The organism is Vibrio glycogenivorans (genome assembly GCF_051660965.1).
Taxonomy (GTDB): Bacteria; Pseudomonadota; Gammaproteobacteria; order Enterobacterales; family Vibrionaceae; genus Vibrio.
On the sequence record NZ_JBPVIS010000022.1, the window covers coordinates 29,507 to 46,312 of the forward strand.

At 49.2% G+C, this 16,806-nt stretch carries 19 protein-coding genes; 17 read left to right on the top strand and 2 right to left on the bottom strand.

Annotation, left to right across the window (positions count from 1 at the left end):
* Positions 1–3: 3 nt before the first annotated feature.
* From ACSTTG_RS23200 to ACSTTG_RS23235, 8 genes are all read left to right on the top strand, one after another.
* Complete coding sequence (locus tag ACSTTG_RS23200; RefSeq protein WP_438476509.1) at positions 4–1,689, top strand: LysM peptidoglycan-binding domain-containing protein; 1,686 nt, start codon at positions 4–6, stop codon at positions 1,687–1,689.
* A gap of 7 nt (positions 1,690–1,696) precedes the next feature.
* Complete coding sequence (gene mutL / locus ACSTTG_RS23205; protein ID WP_438476511.1) at positions 1,697–3,709, top strand: DNA mismatch repair endonuclease MutL; 2,013 nt, start codon at positions 1,697–1,699, stop codon at positions 3,707–3,709.
* Positions 3,706–4,638 carry a tRNA (adenosine(37)-N6)-dimethylallyltransferase MiaA gene (gene miaA / locus ACSTTG_RS23210; RefSeq protein ID WP_438461369.1) on the top strand — a complete coding sequence of 311 codons (933 nt, stop codon included), beginning with the start codon at positions 3,706–3,708 and terminating at the stop codon, positions 4,636–4,638. The genes mutL and miaA overlap by 4 nt, the downstream gene beginning before the upstream one ends.
* Before the next feature lie 158 nt (positions 4,639–4,796).
* Entirely contained in the window at positions 4,797–5,060 is a 264-nt protein-coding gene (gene hfq, locus ACSTTG_RS23215; protein WP_005438329.1) for an RNA chaperone Hfq, read from the top strand.
* Between the two features lie 37 nt (positions 5,061–5,097).
* Entirely contained in the window at positions 5,098–6,387 is a 1,290-nt protein-coding gene (hflX, locus tag ACSTTG_RS23220; RefSeq protein WP_438476512.1) for a ribosome rescue GTPase HflX, read from the top strand.
* 45 nt (positions 6,388–6,432) lie between these two features.
* Positions 6,433–7,623, top strand: a complete 1,191-nt coding sequence (gene hflK / locus ACSTTG_RS23225; protein ID WP_438461367.1) for an FtsH protease activity modulator HflK — start codon at positions 6,433–6,435, stop codon at positions 7,621–7,623.
* Positions 7,624–7,625: 2 nt separating this feature from the next.
* A complete protein-coding gene (gene hflC, locus ACSTTG_RS23230) occupies positions 7,626–8,615 on the top strand; it encodes a protease modulator HflC (protein ID WP_438461366.1) in 990 nt (329 codons plus the stop codon).
* A gap of 82 nt (positions 8,616–8,697) precedes the next feature.
* Positions 8,698–8,883: a DUF2065 domain-containing protein gene (locus tag ACSTTG_RS23235; protein ID WP_438461365.1), complete on the top strand. Its 186-nt coding sequence runs from the start codon at positions 8,698–8,700 to the stop codon at positions 8,881–8,883.
* 20 nt (positions 8,884–8,903) lie between these two features.
* Here the strand turns inward: ACSTTG_RS23235 and ACSTTG_RS23240 are convergent, their stop codons facing one another.
* Together ACSTTG_RS23240 and ACSTTG_RS23245 are read right to left on the bottom strand one after the other, a co-directional pair.
* The gene (locus tag ACSTTG_RS23240; protein WP_438461364.1) at positions 8,904–9,149 is read right to left on the bottom strand and encodes a SlyX family protein; all 246 of its coding nucleotides are present in this window, start codon (positions 9,147–9,149) and stop codon (positions 8,904–8,906) included.
* 2 nt (positions 9,150–9,151) lie between these two features.
* Positions 9,152–10,138, bottom strand: coding sequence for a WD40 repeat domain-containing protein (locus ACSTTG_RS23245; RefSeq protein WP_438476513.1), 987 nt, complete (start codon positions 10,136–10,138; stop codon positions 9,152–9,154).
* Positions 10,139–10,275: 137 nt separating this feature from the next.
* Here ACSTTG_RS23245 and fkpA point away from each other — a divergent pair, with 137 nt between their 5' ends.
* The 9 genes from fkpA to ACSTTG_RS23290 all read left to right on the top strand — a co-directional run.
* A complete protein-coding gene (gene fkpA / locus ACSTTG_RS23250) occupies positions 10,276–11,055 on the top strand; it encodes an FKBP-type peptidyl-prolyl cis-trans isomerase (protein ID WP_438461362.1) in 780 nt (259 codons plus the stop codon).
* Positions 11,056–11,291: 236 nt separating this feature from the next.
* Positions 11,292–12,014, top strand: a complete 723-nt coding sequence (locus tag ACSTTG_RS23255) for a helix-turn-helix transcriptional regulator (RefSeq protein WP_438461361.1) — start codon at positions 11,292–11,294, stop codon at positions 12,012–12,014.
* The gene (gene tusD, locus ACSTTG_RS23260) at positions 12,011–12,406 is read left to right on the top strand and encodes a sulfurtransferase complex subunit TusD (RefSeq protein WP_438461360.1); all 396 of its coding nucleotides are present in this window, start codon (positions 12,011–12,013) and stop codon (positions 12,404–12,406) included. The genes ACSTTG_RS23255 and tusD overlap by 4 nt, the downstream gene beginning before the upstream one ends.
* Positions 12,403–12,759: a sulfurtransferase complex subunit TusC gene (tusC, locus tag ACSTTG_RS23265; RefSeq protein ID WP_438461359.1), complete on the top strand. Its 357-nt coding sequence runs from the start codon at positions 12,403–12,405 to the stop codon at positions 12,757–12,759. The genes tusD and tusC overlap by 4 nt, the downstream gene beginning before the upstream one ends.
* Before the next feature lie 10 nt (positions 12,760–12,769).
* The gene (tusB, locus tag ACSTTG_RS23270) at positions 12,770–13,045 is read left to right on the top strand and encodes a sulfurtransferase complex subunit TusB (protein WP_438461357.1); all 276 of its coding nucleotides are present in this window, start codon (positions 12,770–12,772) and stop codon (positions 13,043–13,045) included.
* A gap of 170 nt (positions 13,046–13,215) precedes the next feature.
* The gene (gene rpsL, locus ACSTTG_RS23275) at positions 13,216–13,590 is read left to right on the top strand and encodes a 30S ribosomal protein S12 (RefSeq protein ID WP_038181303.1); all 375 of its coding nucleotides are present in this window, start codon (positions 13,216–13,218) and stop codon (positions 13,588–13,590) included.
* A gap of 98 nt (positions 13,591–13,688) precedes the next feature.
* Positions 13,689–14,159 carry a 30S ribosomal protein S7 gene (rpsG, locus tag ACSTTG_RS23280; RefSeq protein ID WP_438461356.1) on the top strand — a complete coding sequence of 157 codons (471 nt, stop codon included), beginning with the start codon at positions 13,689–13,691 and terminating at the stop codon, positions 14,157–14,159.
* Positions 14,160–14,315: 156 nt separating this feature from the next.
* On the top strand, positions 14,316–16,415 hold the full coding sequence (gene fusA / locus ACSTTG_RS23285) for an elongation factor G (RefSeq protein ID WP_438461355.1): 2,100 nt from the start codon (positions 14,316–14,318) through the stop codon (positions 16,413–16,415).
* Positions 16,416–16,570: 155 nt separating this feature from the next.
* Positions 16,571–16,806: GTP-binding protein (locus ACSTTG_RS23290; protein WP_438476514.1), on the top strand; the 236-nt coding region annotated here is incomplete at its 3' end.

Here is a 16,806-nt window from a genome sequence, read left to right on the forward strand (position 1 = left end):
GTTATGTGGAGTCGTGGTTTTTCTTTTCTTGTGTTGATGGCATTGGCGTCATCAACCGCTTGGGCTAATGTGCTGGAGAGCATTCGTGTATGGCCATCGCCAGATGAGACGCGAGTCGTCATCGATCTCAAGACTGAGGCGAAACACAGTTTTTTCACGCTTAGCAGCCCCGATCGTATTGTTGTCGATCTGCAAAATACGCAACTGGCAGCAACACTACCGGTAGATATCACTGACAGCCCTGTGCTTAAACGCATTCGCAAAAGCTCCCCACCTTCAGCGGGGACTTTCCGCTTGGTCTTTGAGCTGAAAGGCAAAACCTCACCTAACCTGTTTAAGCTGGCCCCGACGCCCGGTGGGCAATATGGACACCGATTGGTGATCGATATGCCACACTCAGAAAAGAAGGTGGCCCCGACGCCTTCTCCAAGCCAGGCCAGCAGAGACGCCTCACAGCTGGTGGGCAATGCCGATATCGTGGTGGCAATCGACCCAGGGCATGGCGGGGAAGACCCGGGCTCTATTGGTCCTACTCGAAAATACGAAAAACACGTGACGCTTGCGGTATCTAAAAAGCTTGCCGCTAATATTAACGCTATCCCAGGTATGAGGGCAGTTTTGACGCGTCAGGGGGATTATTTCGTCAACCTGAACCGACGCTCCGAGTTGGCTAGGGAGAATGGTGCTCACCTGCTGGTATCGATCCACGCAGATGCTTTTCACTCACCTCAACCACGCGGTGCATCGGTGTTTGTACTTAATACCAAGCGTGCTAATTCCGAACTGGCCAAGTGGGTGCAAAATCACGAAGAGCAATCTCAACTTTTAGGCGGTGCAGGGGAAGTTTTGGCCAAAAACAGTGCCGACCGAAATGTAAGCCAGACCTTGATCGATATGCAGTTCCAGTTTTCTCAGCGGGAGGGGCACAAGGTTGCAACAAAAATCCTGCGAGAAATGGGTAAGGTGGCACACCTGCACCAAAAAGAACCAATAAACGCGAGTCTGGCAGTTCTGAAATCTCCAGATATCCCTTCGGTGCTGGTGGAAACAGGCTTTATCTCAAACCCAACCGAGGAAAGGCTGTTGTTTCAGCGCGAGCACCGAAATAAGTTAGCTCGAGCACTCACGACGGCGATAGTGCAGTACTTCGAGGGGACGCCTCCTCCGGGCACCTTATTTGCCAATCGTGGCAACACGGTCCAACATAAAGTGCAGCGCGGTGAGAGCTTATCGGTTATTGCCAATCGCTATGGCACGTCCGTATCGGCGATTCGCACCGCTAACAATCTAACCAGCAGCAGCTTGGCGATTGGTCAGGTGTTAGAAATTCCTGCGGCGGGTAGAGCTGCATCGAGTGGTAATGTCCCTGCACTGCAGGCTAAGACAGTCACGCATACCGTACAGCGTGGTGATTATCTGGGTAAATTGGCGCAAGATTATAAGGTGTCAGTGGCCGCGATAAAACGTGAAAACAACCTCAAGTCAGATACGCTGCGCCTAGGCCAAAAGATTAAGATCACCGTCAGTGTAAAAGATGTTCCACCCAAGCAGCACAAGGTTAAGCGGGGAGAATTCCTAGGTAAGATTGCTGGTCAATATGGTGTTTCTGTAGCGAGCATTCGCACGGCCAATAATCTGCGCTCCGACCAGCTTGCAGTTGGGCAGGTGTTAATCATTCCAAACAAGTAGTACGAGTATGACGATCAAAATCTTACCAGCTCGTCTGGCTAACCAAATAGCAGCGGGTGAGGTGGTTGAGCGCCCCGCTTCCGTTGTCAAAGAGCTGGTAGAAAACAGCTTGGATTCTGGTGCAACCCGCATCGATATCGATATCGAAAAGGGAGGCGCTAAGCTCATCCGTGTGCGTGATAATGGTAAGGGGATCGTCAAAGATGAGTTGGGGTTGGCGCTCAGCCGTCATGCCACCTCAAAAATTCACTCACTGGACGATCTTGAGGCGATCGTTAGCCTTGGCTTTCGTGGTGAGGCACTGGCCAGTATCAGCTCGGTAGCACGCTTAACTCTAACCTCGCGACCAGCAACTCAAGAAGAGGCATGGTCGTGTTATACCGAGGGGCGTGATATGGAGGTCAAGCTGCAACCCGCCGCGCACCCAGTTGGTACCTCGGTTGAGGTGTTGGATCTGTTTTTTAACACGCCAGCGCGGCGTAAATTCCTCAAAACAGAGAAGACCGAGTTCACCCATATCGATGAACTGCTTAAACGCATTGCATTAAGTCGCTTTGATGTGACGATTAATCTGCGCCACAACGGTAAGATGATCCGTCAATATCGCGCGGCGAAAACTGAAGCTCAGGCGACCAAGCGTATCGGTGCGGTGTGTGGCAGCGCCTTTGTGCGCTCGATGCTCAAGGTTGAGCTTGAGCACAATGATCTAAAACTGCATGGTTGGATCACCACGCCAGAGGGGGCAAGGCAGCAAGCGGATCTCCAGTACTGCTATGTCAATGGGCGTATGATGCGCGATAAGTTGATCAATCACGCGATCCGACAAAGCTATGAAAGCACGCTGCGACCGGAGCAGTACGCTACCTACATCCTGTTTATCGAGATTGACCCACATCAGGTTGATGTGAATGTCCATCCGGCTAAACACGAGGTGCGCTTTCATCAAGCACGCCTAGTGCACGATTTTATTTATCAAGCCCTTGCGGGCGCCTTAGCGCAAAGCTTGAGTATCGAGGCGCCCAAACAAACCGAGTCAGCTTTCCATCATGCTCAGTCTGAGCCGGCGGTATCAACAAGTGATGCCAATATCGAGCAGCGGTTGTCGCAGGCGGTAGAGCGAACTCCGGCCTACCCGAACAAGGCATCGATCGCTTCTGACCCCGCAGAGTCCAGATCGGCACCTGCAGGATCAAGAGTGGCTGAGTACAAAGTCGAGGAGGGCGAGGCGCGCCATCATTGGCAAGCAAATCGCTCAAGCTCGCCTGCCAGAAGAGAAACAGGCTCAGGATCGTCTGCGCTACAAAAAAACGCGCCTTCCGCCAATGAGGTTGCGGCCTATCAACAGCTGATGCAGACCTCTCAGCCTGCTCCACAGGCTGGGGGCAATCCATCAGCGCAGACCCATGACGTATCCAAGCGTGAGGTGTCCAAGGCGAAAGGAATAAAGGTTTCAGCGGAACGTTTTGGCAAGGCAGTGTGTGTGATTGAGCACAAGCATCTGTTGATCCACCTTGATGATCAGTGTTCAATGTTGTCGATCCCTCGTGCGCAGTGGTGGCGCTTACTCGGTCAATTGAGCCCAAGACAAGGCCCTTTAACCATGCAACCTCTGCTGATCCCTCTAGCGCTCAAGGTCGATCCAGCGCAGTATCATGCACAAGAGGCACTGCAGTCTGTGTTGCAGGAGCTGGGGATCAAACTGGTCGCAAGGGATAAGTCGACCTTGATGGTGATTGCCGTACCGCAACCGATTCGTCAACAAAACCTTCAACAACTGATTCCAGATCTGTTATCGTACGCGGCTCAAAATTGCTCGGAGCAAGAGCCTCAAACCGTCAAACAGTTAACGAAATGGCTGGTGGATCAGATCATTATTGAGAAACCTAGCTACACTTTATCCGAGGCGGTTCAAATAATTGGGGAACTGGAGCAGCTCTGGCATGGTCAACTACCTGTAGACGATCCAAAATTAATCATTGGCATCGACTTCACCGATACGATATCTGCTTTTACACTATGAACGAAAAATTACCACTTGCACTGTTTTTGATGGGGCCAACCGCCTCAGGCAAGACAGATTTGGCCATTCGCCTTAGACAGCGCTACCCCGTTGAGATTATCTCCGTGGATTCGGCCTTGATCTACCGCGGTATGGATATCGGCACAGCAAAGCCAGATGCAGACGAGCTCGCCCAAGCGCCTCATCGCTTGATTGATATCTTAGACCCAAGTGAGGCCTACTCAGCAGCGGACTTTCGTCGTGATGCATTAAAAGAGATGGCCGACATCGTTGCTAAGGGTAAAATCCCTTTGTTGGTGGGTGGCACTATGTTGTATTACAAAGCCTTGCTTGAGGGGCTATCGCCGCTACCAGCAGCAAATCCTGAAATCAGGCAGCAGATTGAAAAAGAGAGTCAGGAACTGGGTTGGCAGGCACTACACGACCAACTTCGAGAGATTGATCCCGTATCAGCACAAAGAATTCACCCGAATGATCCACAAAGATTGTCTCGGGCATTGGAAGTTTATAGGATTTCAGGTAAAACTCTAACTGAGTTGACACAAACCAAAGGCGAATCACTGCCTTACCGTGTCAAACAGTTTGCAATCGCTCCCAAGGATAGGGCAGAGCTGCATCGTCGGATTGAACTTAGATTCGACAAAATGGTGGAAGCCGGGTTTGAGCAGGAGATGCAAGCGCTCTATCAGCGCGAGGATCTTCACCCAGATCTTCCTTCTATCCGTTGCGTCGGATACCGACAGATGTGGGACTACTTGGACGGGAACGCCACACTTGAGGACGCAATATTCCGCGGTGTGTGTGCCACTCGTCAATTAGCCAAGAGGCAAATCACCTGGTTGCGCAGCTGGGATGATCTCACTTGGTTGGATAGTGAAAATATTGATCACGCTTTAGAAACTCTGTCACAGGCAATCGCCACCGATTGAGAATACTGTGTATAATATTTTTGCTTTTGCGCAGAAGATCATTCTTACTTAAGGTGATCACTTGATTACTGTTTAGCTCAGATGCAAAGGCAGAGCAATTTTATTGCAAAGCACCACTAGCTAAATAACAACAACATAATTCAAATAAGGAAAATAAAATGGCTAAGGGGCAATCTTTACAAGACCCATTCCTAAATGCATTACGCCGCGAGCGTATCCCTGTATCAATTTATCTGGTAAACGGCATCAAGCTACAAGGTCAAATCGAGTCTTTTGACCAGTTCGTGATCTTGTTGAAGAACACGGTAAACCAAATGGTGTATAAGCACGCAATCTCTACGGTTGTGCCGGCTCGTCCTGTTAGCCATCACAGCGGTGACCGCCCTCAAGGCGATCGTCCTCAAGAAAAATCGGAAGATTAATCTCTGATCTACAATAAAATAATAAGGAGTTGAACGCTTGTTTGACCGTTATGAAGCCGGTGAGCGAGCCGTACTTGTTCATATCAACTTCACGCAAGAGGGTGAGTGGGAAGACCTAGTAGAGTTTGAAATGCTGGCTTCTTCTTCGGGTGTCGACACGCTGCAGGTGATCACCGGTAGCCGTCAGTCACCCCACCCTAAATATTATGTCGGAGAGGGTAAGGCTCAGGAAATTGCTGAGGCAGTTCAGCGAGTAGAAGCCGATATCGTGATTTTCAATCACGCCCTCTCCCCAGCCCAAGAACGAAACCTCGAAGCGCTGTGTCGCTGTCGTGTGCTGGATCGAACTGGCTTGATCCTTGATATTTTTGCTCAGCGAGCGAGAACACATGAAGGTAAGTTGCAAGTCGAGCTTGCACAGCTGAGACACATTTCGACTCGATTGATTCGTGGATGGACCCACTTGGAGCGACAGAAAGGTGGTATTGGTCTGCGTGGCCCGGGTGAAACCCAGCTTGAGACAGACAGACGCCTACTGCGTGACCGAATTAAAGCGATACTGCGCCGGTTGGAGAAAGTCTCCAAGCAGCGTGAGCAAGGACGACGAGCTCGCCAACGCGCCGAGATCCCTACGGTATCCTTAGTTGGTTATACCAACGCGGGTAAGTCCACCCTGTTCAATCGCATCACACAAGCGGGCGTTTATGCCGCTGACCAGTTGTTTGCAACGCTTGATCCAACCTTGCGTAAGATTGAGCTGAAAGAGGTCGGGCCGGCCATCTTGGCGGATACGGTAGGTTTTATTCGTCACCTACCTCATGACCTGGTCGCTGCATTTAAGGCGACATTACAAGAAACGCAAGAAGCTGACATTTTGTTACACGTTGTTGATGCCAGTGACGAGCGTTTTCGTGAGAATATTCATGCTGTTCATGAAGTTCTTGAGGAGATAGAAGCCTCGGAAGTACCCACGCTTGTGGTGATGAACAAAATCGATAATCTCGAAGGGCAAAAACCTCGTATCGAAAGAGATGAGGAGGGCGTGCCTACTACCGTCTGGGTTTCAGCCATGGCTGACCAGGGAATGGAATTGCTCTTTGAGGCATTGAAAGAGCGTCTTGCCAGTCAAATGGTGGAATACAAGCTGCAGATACCGCCAGCTTATCAAGGCCGAATTCGGAGTGCCTTTTTTGAAAAGAAATGTATTCTGAGTGAAGGCTACGATGAGCAAGGAAATCTTCTTATCGATATCCGCATGCAAAGCGTCGACTGGCAGCGACTTGAAAAAAGAGAAGGGGCAGTTTTACGTGACTTTATAGTTACTTAAATGACTGCTACAGTATAACGTCATATCAAATGATGGAGCTTACTAATGGCGTGGAACGAGCCTGGTAATAATAACGGCAATAATGGCCGCGATAATGACCCTTGGGGTAACAACAATCGTGGTGACCAGAAACCTGGTGGCCGTGAGCAAGGACCACCAGATTTGGATGAAGTTTTCAGCAAACTAAGTCAAAAACTGGGTGGTAAGTTTGGTGGTGGTGGTGGCAATGGTTCATCATCGGCTAATGGCGGATTCTTAGGATTCGGCGTTATCGCTTTGATTGCCATCGTTATTTGGGTGTTTGCCGGTTTCTACACAATTGGCGAAGCCGAGCGAGGCGTGGTATTGCGTCTGGGTAAATACGACCGCGTGGTCGATCCAGGCCTAAACTGGCGCCCGTATTTCATCGATGATGTGGAACCTGTCAACGTTCAGGCGATCCGCTCACTTCGCTCATCGGGTCTCATGTTGACCAAGGATGAAAACGTGGTGACGGTGGCGATGGATGTTCAATACCGTATCGCTGACCCATACAAGTCTCTTTATGTTGTGACGGATGCCGATGACAGTTTGCGTCAAGCGACCGACTCTGCACTGCGTGCGGTGATTGGTGACTCGCTGATGGACAGTATCCTGACCAGCGGTCGTCAACAAATTCGTCAAAGTACACAAGAGACCTTGAATGAGATTGTTGACTCTTACGACATGGGCATTGTGATCGTTGACGTCAACTTCCAGTCGGCACGTCCGCCTGAGCAAGTAAAAGACGCCTTCGATGATGCGATTGCTGCGCGTGAGGATGAGGAGCGTTTCGAGCGTGAAGCGGAAGCTTACCGCAACGACATCCTGCCGAAAGCAACCGGTCGAGCTGAGCGTTTGAAGAAAGAAGCACTTGGTTACTCTGAGCGCATCGTCAATGAAGCACTGGGTCAAGTAGCGCAGTTTGAGAAGCTACTACCTGAATACCAGGCCGCGCCAGAAGTGACGCGTAATCGTCTTTACCTTGATACGATGGAGCAGGTGTACACCAGCTCATCTAAGGTGCTGATTGACTCTGAATCAAGCGGCAATCTTCTGTACTTGCCAATTGATAAGCTCGCTGGCGAAGGTCGCACTGAGACCAAGCGCACTCAGCGCTCATCAGCAGGCTACGATTCAATCGAACTGGAACAACAAACTCCAATTCAAACCTCATCTGGTTCGCGCTCTACAGACACTCGTGAAGGGAGATTCTAATCATGCGTAAATTAATGATCCCTGTATTGGTTGTCGCATTAGCGCTATTGCTGATGTCTATGTTCGTTGTCCAAGAAGGCGAGCGTGGCATGGTGATTCGTTTTGGTCGCGTACTTGATGATAATGGCGTGTCTCGTATCTACGAGCCAGGTCTGCACTTCAGAATGCCGTTGTTTGACCGCGTGAAGACACTGGATGCACGTATTCAAACCATGGAAGGTCGCACTGACCGTTTCGTAACGTCTGAGAAAAAAGACGTGCTTATCGATACCTACGTCAAGTGGCGAATCGCGGACTTTGGACGCTTCTACCTAACTACAGGTGGCGGTAACAATTTGACCGCTGAGGCGCTTCTTGAGCGTAAAGTGATGGACGTGTTGCGTTCGGAGATTGGTTCACGTGAGATCAAACAGATTGTTTCAGGTCCACGTAACCAAGACGTTCTACCTGACTCCCTAGAGGATGAAGAGATCGTGACTGAAGCGGCTCTTCAAGCGCTAGAGATTGACGGTGAGCGCGATAAGATCATGGAAAACGTGCTGCTTGGTACTCGCGAGAGTGCGATGGCTGACTTGGGTGTTGAGGTGTTTGACTTCCGAATGAAGAAAATCAACCTTCCAGACGAGATCAGTGAGTCAATCTATCAGCGTATGCGCGCAGAGCGTGAGTCAGTGGCGCGTCGCCACCGCTCGCAAGGTCGTGAGAAAGCTGAGGTTATCCGAGCGCAAGCTGAGCTAGAGGTAGCGACGGTTCTTGCAGAAGCCGACCGTACTGCACGCGTTACACGCGGTGAGGCCGATGCAGAAGCTGCAAAAGTTTACTCTGATGCGTACGGCAAAGACCCTGAGTTCTTTGGCTTTATTCGTTCGCTACGTGCTTACGAGAATTCATTTAGCGACAAGAGCGATATCCTCGTTCTTGATCCAAAGAGTGACTTCTTCCAGTACATGAATAACTCTCACGGTGGCGCTAATAGCGCAGCACAGAACTAATAGCACTTACATGTGTCTATATCAAAGGCTCCCTGATGGGGGCCTTTTGTTTTAGTATCAAGTTAGAAATAAGGGGAACAGTGTGTCTAATGCAATTTGGTTGGCACTTGGAATAGTGCTTATCATTGAGGGCTTAGGGCCATTGCTGGTACCAAATGGTTGGCGAGCGATGCTGCAAGAGATCGTCGCACAACCAGACAGCCAACTGCGAAGGTTGGGTGGCTGCTTGGTCGTTAGCGGTTTGGTGATGGTGTCTTTCTTTGCTTAGGTAATCGCTTGAGCTAACCATCAGTAGTGTGGTGGTGGGGTCTCTTCTGATGGATCAGCGAGGTTTGAGCTGTCTAGGTTCTTCACCTTACCCACTACATACTTCATCTGATCTTGCATCTTGGTGATCAGAAGTTGTTGTTGGCTCAGGGCGTGATTGAGCTCTTCAATCGTCTGCTCTTGGAATGCCAGCTGACACTCAAGATCATTGACTCGCTGGTCTAACGCTTGAATGGTGAGGGATGCGTTGTTGTCTGTATCGGTCATGACTAAGGTCGAAACTCCCATGCTTGTGCAATACCCGCCGATGTTGCAGCGACTATCTGCTGGTGATCAGTAAAGGCCGCATCATACACTACCGCGCGCGCAGGTCGGGTATCTTTTTGTACTTGGGCCTGCATCTGCTGCACTTTTTTGCCACTGTGCGTATCCCAAACGGTGATCCTACCTGAGGGTGTTCCAGTCACCAGCCAGTGACCGTCATCTGAAAAGCGAGCGCTCGAGAAGATCAACTGCCTTGATAGGCTCTTGAGTTCACTCACTTGCTCACCCGTCGTCAAATCCCAAATCACAGCCATATTGCCCCCATCAGAGGTAAAAGCAAGACGCCCATCTCGCTGCAGTGCGACTCGATTGACTCGGTTTTGATGGGTAAAGGTACGTAGGATCTGACCGGTTTCGGTATCCCATAGGTAGGCATGGTAGTCGTTCCCCCCGGTTAGAGCATAACGGCCATTGGCCGCAATTGCGACCGAGTTCACTTTTTCGTTATGGGCAAGGAACTCTATGCGCCTTCCGCTGACTAAGTCCACATGGATTGCCTTGCCATTGGTCAGGCCCAAAAGTACCTGTTGACCATGATTAGCGATATCAGCATCACGAATCAGCCCATCTGAGATGGACCATAAGCCTTGAGATTTAGCCCAACCGAGATCCCAAACGGCGAAGTTGGTTTGTCCCGCCGTCACGGCAAAGCGACCACTATCTGAGATTCGCATCCGTGAGACGCGGCTGGAGCTTGTGTCTAGGTGACCTAGGTCGGCTAATTTGCTATTTTGTTTGAGGTCCCAGATAACTAATTGATTATCTGGAGAGTATGTTAGGGCAAAGCGCGCGTCACGGCTGAGTGCAAAACTTGATGCGCCCTGTGGTTCGAGTTCCCAAAAGGCGGTTTGCGTCGGACCAAAAAAGCAGCCATTGAGGGCTAATAAGCTGATCCATGCGATGTTTTTAGCTAGAAATCGTGTAACTGACAAATTATTGACTTAATTTATAGGGATAATTGCTAATTACGAGTCTATAGTGGTACATCTCTGTTGTACATGCCAAGCGTAATGGCTTTTATATTTAACAAATCACTACCAGATTGAATCCGAATCAATTGGAGAATTTAATGAAATCTACGTTTAAAGTTTCACTACTTGCAGCAACAGTTTTGCTTGCGGTTGGTTGTCAGAAAGAAGAAGAGTCGAAAGCCCCTGTTGCGGCTGAAGCACAAACCGAGCAAGTTCAAACCGTCGCTACAGCGAACTTTGAATCAGAGGATGATAAAGCGGCTTACGCAATTGGTGCATCTTTTGCAACTTACCTAACTAGCACTATCGATAAGCCAGCAGAGCTAGGAATTGAGCTCAAAAAGGAATTGGTACTTAAAGGTATCGAAGACGTGTTCACTGCAGAATCTCAGCTTTCTGAAGAAGAAACGCGTCAAGCGCTAGAGTCTCTAGACCAGCGCGTGTCTGAGTCACTACAAGCACAAGCCGCTGAGCAAGCAGCTGAAACTCAGCAAGCAGGTGATGACTTCCGCGCTGAATTTGAGCAGCAAGATGGTGTAGTTAAGACTGAATCAGGTCTACTTTACCAAGTTATGGAAACGGCTGAAGGTGACAAGCCAGCAGAAACCGCAACGGTTGAAGTACACTACAAAGGTACTCTGATCGATGGTACTCAATTTGATAGTTCATACGATCGCGGCGAGACAGCAACTTTCCCACTGAATCGCGTGATCCAGGGCTGGACTGAGGGTGTTCAACTAATGCCTGTCGGTTCTAAGTTCAAGTTTGTTATCCCGCCGGAGCTTGCATACGGCGATCAAGACACACCAACTATCCCAGCGAACTCAACGCTAGTATTTGAAGTAGAGCTTGTACAAATTGTTGATGTAGAAGAATAAGCTAACTTATCTTCATCTCTATCAAAGCCCAGCCTCGTGCTGGGCTTTTTACGTGGCGGAGGTCGAATATTCGCGAAATGACCAAGAGATTGCGCCAATAGATAGGTGTTTGATTAAAATTTTCTGATAAACTTACATTAATTTGTTGAATTTGTGCCCAGCAGAATCCATTTTCCTGTCGCGATGACAGATGTATGGATTAGGTTTTTTGGGCAGTGTGAATCGGGGGAATGAGAGTGACATCAACAGAAGCGATTAATGTCGATGCTCTGCTTGAGATGGAGTCGGTTAATGCGATGCCATTTAGCGAGCACGATAAGATCATCTTGAAATCGTACGAGGCAGTGGTCGATGGGATTGCGAGCCTAATCGGTCCTTTTTGTGAGATCGTGTTGCACTCGCTAGAAGATCTCAACACCTCGGCGATCAAGATCGCCAATGGTGAGAATACTGGGCGTCAAGTGGGCTCGCCGATCACCGACCTTGCATTGAAGATGCTTAAAGATATCGAGGGCTCTGAGCGAAACTTCTCACGCTCTTACTTCACTCGTGCCAAGGGTGGGGTGCTGATGAAGTCAATCACCGTTGCTATCCGTAATGGTGATAACCGCGTTATTGGCCTGTTGTGTATCAACGTCAACCTGGATGCGCCATTCTCGCAGGTGCTGCAGTCTTTCATGCCAAATGAAGAAGCCAAACAGGCAGCGTCCTCGGTTAACTTCGCGAGCGATGTTGAAGAGCTGGTGGATCAGACTGTTGAACGTACAATCGAGGAGATCAATGCCGATAAGTCGGTGTCCAACAATACCAAAAACCGTCAGATCGTGATGGAGTTGTACGACAAAGGAATCTTCGATATCAAAGATGCGATCAACCGGGTTGCCGATCGATTGAACATCTCCAAACATACCGTCTATCTTTATATTCGTCAGCGTAAGACTGAGGATGACGAGATTTGAGCTCACTGAGTTATACACTAGTGGTTAATGGCGGCGCGTATGGCAGCCAATCGGCGCGCAATGCACTGTTGTTTGCTCGAAGCCTAATTGAGCAAGGGCATCAACTGGTGAGCGTGTTTTTTTATCAGGACGGTGTCAGCAATGGCTCTGCATTGACCGTGCCAGCGAATGATGAGTTTGATTTGGTTAGTGGTTGGCAGCAACTCGCCCAGCAGCACGCTGTCCGCTTGGAAACTTGTGTTGCTGCTGCACTACGCCGCGGTATCATCAGTGAGAGCGAGGCCAGCCAGCATGGACTTGAGCAACACAATTTGGCTGAGCACTTTGTTCAAGCTGGTCTTGGCAGTCTTGCCGAGGCCATGTTAACCCAAGATAGAGTGGTGCAGTTTTGACCAGCCTAGGCTACCTTTTTTCCAGCGCCCCACATGGGCAAAGTCGTGGCAGAGAGGGGATCGATGCCCTGCTAGCCGCTTCGGCGTACTGTGAATCGATCAAAGTAATGTTTTGTGGCGATGGCGTATTGCAACTGCTGCGTGGCCAGCAGCCAGAGGCTATCTTAAGCAAGGACTATGCGCCGATGATGAAACTGTTCGACCTCTATGATATCGAGCAGGTCTATGTGTGTAAGCAGTCTCTGGCTGAGCGAGGCTGTGCTAATGCCGATCTGATCATTGATGCCGAGCTGCTTGAGCGGGATGCCTTTCAATCTCAACTGGCTCAGTGCAAATCCATTCTGACCTTCTAAGAGAGCTAAGATGCTATTTATTGTTAAGTCTGTGGCCGCGATTGAGCAACTGTCAGCACTCTGTGGTGAGCAGGATGCCGCATTATTGGTCGAAGATGCGGTGTACGCGAGTATGGCGCAGCATCGCGCGTTTGTTGGTCTGAAGGGAACGGAGACATTTGTACTCAAAGAAGATCTCCAAGCTCGTGGTATTGAGAGCCGGGTAAGCCCTTCAATCTCTGAGGTAGATTTTGCTGGCTTTGTCCAATTAACGGCGGATCACCCACAGTCAATTACGCTTAACTAGGTACATTTCATCCCTGGATTTGTATTTAGATTGCTTTATAAGCAAAAAAGATCTGTATATTTCTTGACACACCTCTCCCCTCTGAATAGAATTTTGCGTCCCTAATTACCACTTGTGATTAGGGCAAGATTTTTCACAAAGCTTACTTTCAGTAAATCAGGAGCTAGTTAATGGCAACTATTAACCAGTTGGTACGTAAGCCTCGCGTGAAGCAAGTTGCTAAAAGCAACGTGCCAGCGCTAGAAGCGTGTCCACAAAAACGTGGTGTATGTACTCGTGTTTACACAACTACACCTAAAAAACCTAACTCGGCACTACGTAAAGTATGTCGTGTACGTCTAACAAACGGTTTCGAAGTAACATCATACATCGGCGGTGAAGGTCACAACCTTCAAGAGCACTCAGTTGTTCTAATCCGCGGTGGTCGTGTTAAAGACCTTCCGGGTGTTCGCTACCACACTGTTCGTGGTGCACTTGACTGTGCAGGCGTTAACGACCGTAAACAAGGTCGTTCTAAGTACGGTGTGAAGCGTCCTAAGTCTTAATGGTTCCCCGTTAAGTAAGGCCAAACACTAAATTATTTTTAATTTTTGAAGAAACTGTAAAGTTTTGGATAACCTGAAGAAGACAACGGAGAATATCCATGCCACGTCGTCGCGTCATCGGTCAGCGTAAGATCCTTCCAGATCCAAAGTTCAAATCTGAACTGCTGGCAAAATTCGTTAACATCCTTATGGTTGACGGTAAAAAATCTACTGCAGAGAAAATCATTTACACTGCACTAGACACTATGGCTGAAAAGTCTGGTAAAGACCATCTAGCTATTTTTGAAGAAGCTCTTGAAAATGTTCGCCCAGCGGTAGAGGTTAAATCTCGCCGTGTAGGTGGTTCAACTTACCAAGTACCTGTAGAAGTACGTCCGGTTCGCCGTAACGCACTTGCTATGCGTTGGTTGGTTGAAGCTGCGCGTAAGCGTGGTGAAAAATCTATGGCTGCACGCCTAGCTGCTGAATTGCTAGACGCGTCAGAAAACAAAGGTACTGCTGTTAAGAAACGTGAAGACGTTCATAAGATGGCAGACGCGAACAAAGCGTTCGCTCATTACCGCTGGTAATGACTTTGTCGTGCTGCGAGCTTGCTCGCAGCACCCCAATAGTTCCTATGCGCAAGCTAGGAACTATTGCTATATCTGAAGCCCAGAAATTTTTACATTTTTGTTGCTTCTCGACATAGCAATAGTCCCTATGTACCACATGAAGAGGATTCTATCGTGGCTCGTAAAACACCCATCGAGCGCTACCGTAACATCGGTATTGTCGCTCACGTAGACGCCGGTAAAACTACCACTAGTGAACGTATTCTGTTCTACACAGGTCTATCTCACAAAATTGGCGAAGTACACGATGGTGCTGCGACGATGGACTGGATGGAGCAAGAGCAGGAGCGTGGTATTACCATCACTTCGGCTGCTACTACGACCTTCTGGCGTGGTATGGAAGCGCAATTCCCAGATCACCGCGTCAATATCATCGATACCCCAGGACACGTTGACTTTACCATCGAAGTTGAGCGCTCATTGCGCGTACTTGATGGCGCAGTGGTTGTATTCTGTGGCTCATCTGGTGTAGAACCACAATCTGAAACCGTTTGGCGTCAAGCAGACAAGTACCACGTTCCACGTATGGTGTTTGTCAACAAGATGGACCGCGCGGGCGCAGATTTCCTGCGCGTTGTTGACCAAATCAAGAACCGCCTAGGTGCAAACCCTGTGCCAATCCAATTGAATATTGGTGCGGAAGAAGAGTTCAAGGGCGTGGTTGATCTGATCAAGATGAAGGCGATCAACTGGTCTGAAGATGACATGGGTATGACCTTCACTTACGAAGACATCCCGGCAGACATGGTTGAGATGGCTGAAGAGTACCGCACAAACCTTGTTGAAGCGGCGGCGGAAGCCAACGAAGAGTTGATGGACAAGTACCTAGAAGAGGGTGAGCTGTCTGAAGCTGAGATCAAGCAAGGCCTACGTACTCGTACACTCAACAACGAAATCGTCCTGGCAACCTGTGGTAGTGCATTTAAGAATAAAGGCGTGCAAGCCGTTCTTGATGCGGTTATTGAATACCTACCATCGCCAGTTGATGTTCCAGCAATCAAAGGTGTTGATGAGTCTGAAAACGAGGTTGAGCGTCACGCCGACGACAACGAACCGTTCTCAGCACTAGCGTTTAAGATTGCGACTGACCCATTTGTGGGCACGTTGACCTTTATGCGTGTGTACTCGGGCGTGGTGAACTCTGGTGATGCTGTTTACAACTCAGTAAAACAGAAGAAAGAGCGTTTCGGCCGTATTGTACAAATGCACTCGAACAAGCGTGAAGAAGTAAAAGAAGTTCGCGCGGGTGACATTGCAGCTGCCATCGGTTTGAAAGAAGTAACCACGGGTGACACGCTTTGTGATGCAGGCCACAAGGTCATTCTAGAGCGTATGGAATTCCCTGAGCCAGTTATTCAGATCGCGGTAGAGCCTCGCTCTAAAGCTGACCAAGAAAAAATGGGTATCGCGTTAGGTAAACTAGCGGCAGAAGACCCGTCGTTCCGTGTCGAAACTGATGATGAGACAGGCCAAACCCTGATCTCAGGTATGGGTGAGCTTCACCTAGACATCATCGTTGATCGCATGAAGCGCGAATTTAGCGTTGACTGTAACGTTGGTAAGCCTCAGGTGGCGTACCGTGAAACTATCCGTGGTAGTGCGGAAGTGGAAGGTAAGTTTGTACGTCAATCTGGTGGTCGCGGCCAATACGGTCACGTATGGATCAAACTGGAGCCTGCAGAGCTGGGTGAAGGTTTTGTCTTCGTCGACGAGATCGTTGGCGGTGTGATTCCGAAGGAATACATCGGCTCGGTATCGAAAGGTATCGAAGAGCAGATGAACAGCGGTGTTGTGGCTGGTTACCCAGTACTCGATATCAAAGCGACTCTGTTTGACGGTTCTTTCCACGACGTGGACTCAAACGAGATGGCATTTAAGATTGCTGGCTCGATGGCATTCAAGAAGGGTGCACTAGAAGCGAACCCTGTGCTTCTTGAGCCAATGATGAATGTTGAAGTAACCACTCCAGAAGACTGGATGGGTGATGTAGTTGGTGATATTAACCGTCGCCGCGGCATCATCGAAGGTATGGACGAGGGTGTGGCTGGTCTTAAGATCGTCCGTGCACAAGTACCACTATCGGAAATGTTTGGTTACGCAACCGACCTACGCTCTGCAACTCAAGGCCGTGCGTCTTACTCTATGGAGTTTAATGAGTACGCTGAAGTACCGAAAAACTTCGCAGATAAAATCGTTGCAGAACGAGGTTACTAATCTGGTCGCTTGATCTATAAAAAAGTCTGTGCTTTTTTTAAAGATCGAAGCGTCCAAATATTGCGCTGACGCACGTTGGCGCATAAAATAGCAAATTCTGGCGCGTCCCGGTCAATTCAGTCCGCGACGAATCATAACTAGGAAGGAACACGATCGTGTCTAAAGAAAAATTTGAACGTACGAAACCGCACGTTAACGTTGGTACTATCGGCCACGTTGACCACGGTAAAACAACTCTAACTGCTGCAATCTGTACTACTCTAGCTAAAGTGTACGGCGGTGAAGCGAAAGACTTCGCATCTATCGATAACGCTCCAGAAGAGCGTGAGCGCGGTATCACAATCGCAACTTCTCACGTTGAGTACGACACTCCAACTCGTCACTACGCACA

What these genes read in the sequence shown, in the direction of transcription:
- ACSTTG_RS23200 (WP_438476509.1), top strand. Translation starts at nt 4, where the DNA reads ATGTGGAGTCGTGGTTTTTCTTTTCTTGTGTTGATGGCATTGGCGTCA.
- mutL (WP_438476511.1), top strand. Translation starts at nt 1,697, where the DNA reads ATGACGATCAAAATCTTACCAGCTCGTCTGGCTAACCAAATAGCAGCG.
- miaA (WP_438461369.1), top strand. Translation starts at nt 3,706, where the DNA reads ATGAACGAAAAATTACCACTTGCACTGTTTTTGATGGGGCCAACCGCC.
- hfq (WP_005438329.1), top strand. Translation starts at nt 4,797, where the DNA reads ATGGCTAAGGGGCAATCTTTACAAGACCCATTCCTAAATGCATTACGC.
- hflK (WP_438461367.1), top strand. Translation starts at nt 6,433, where the DNA reads ATGGCGTGGAACGAGCCTGGTAATAATAACGGCAATAATGGCCGCGAT.
- hflC (WP_438461366.1), top strand. Translation starts at nt 7,626, where the DNA reads ATGCGTAAATTAATGATCCCTGTATTGGTTGTCGCATTAGCGCTATTG.
- ACSTTG_RS23240 (WP_438461364.1), bottom strand. Translation starts at nt 9,149, where the DNA reads ATGACCGATACAGACAACAACGCATCCCTCACCATTCAAGCGTTAGAC.
- fkpA (WP_438461362.1), top strand. Translation starts at nt 10,276, where the DNA reads ATGAAATCTACGTTTAAAGTTTCACTACTTGCAGCAACAGTTTTGCTT.
- tusB (WP_438461357.1), top strand. Translation starts at nt 12,770, where the DNA reads ATGCTATTTATTGTTAAGTCTGTGGCCGCGATTGAGCAACTGTCAGCA.
- rpsL (WP_038181303.1), top strand. Translation starts at nt 13,216, where the DNA reads ATGGCAACTATTAACCAGTTGGTACGTAAGCCTCGCGTGAAGCAAGTT.
- rpsG (WP_438461356.1), top strand. Translation starts at nt 13,689, where the DNA reads ATGCCACGTCGTCGCGTCATCGGTCAGCGTAAGATCCTTCCAGATCCA.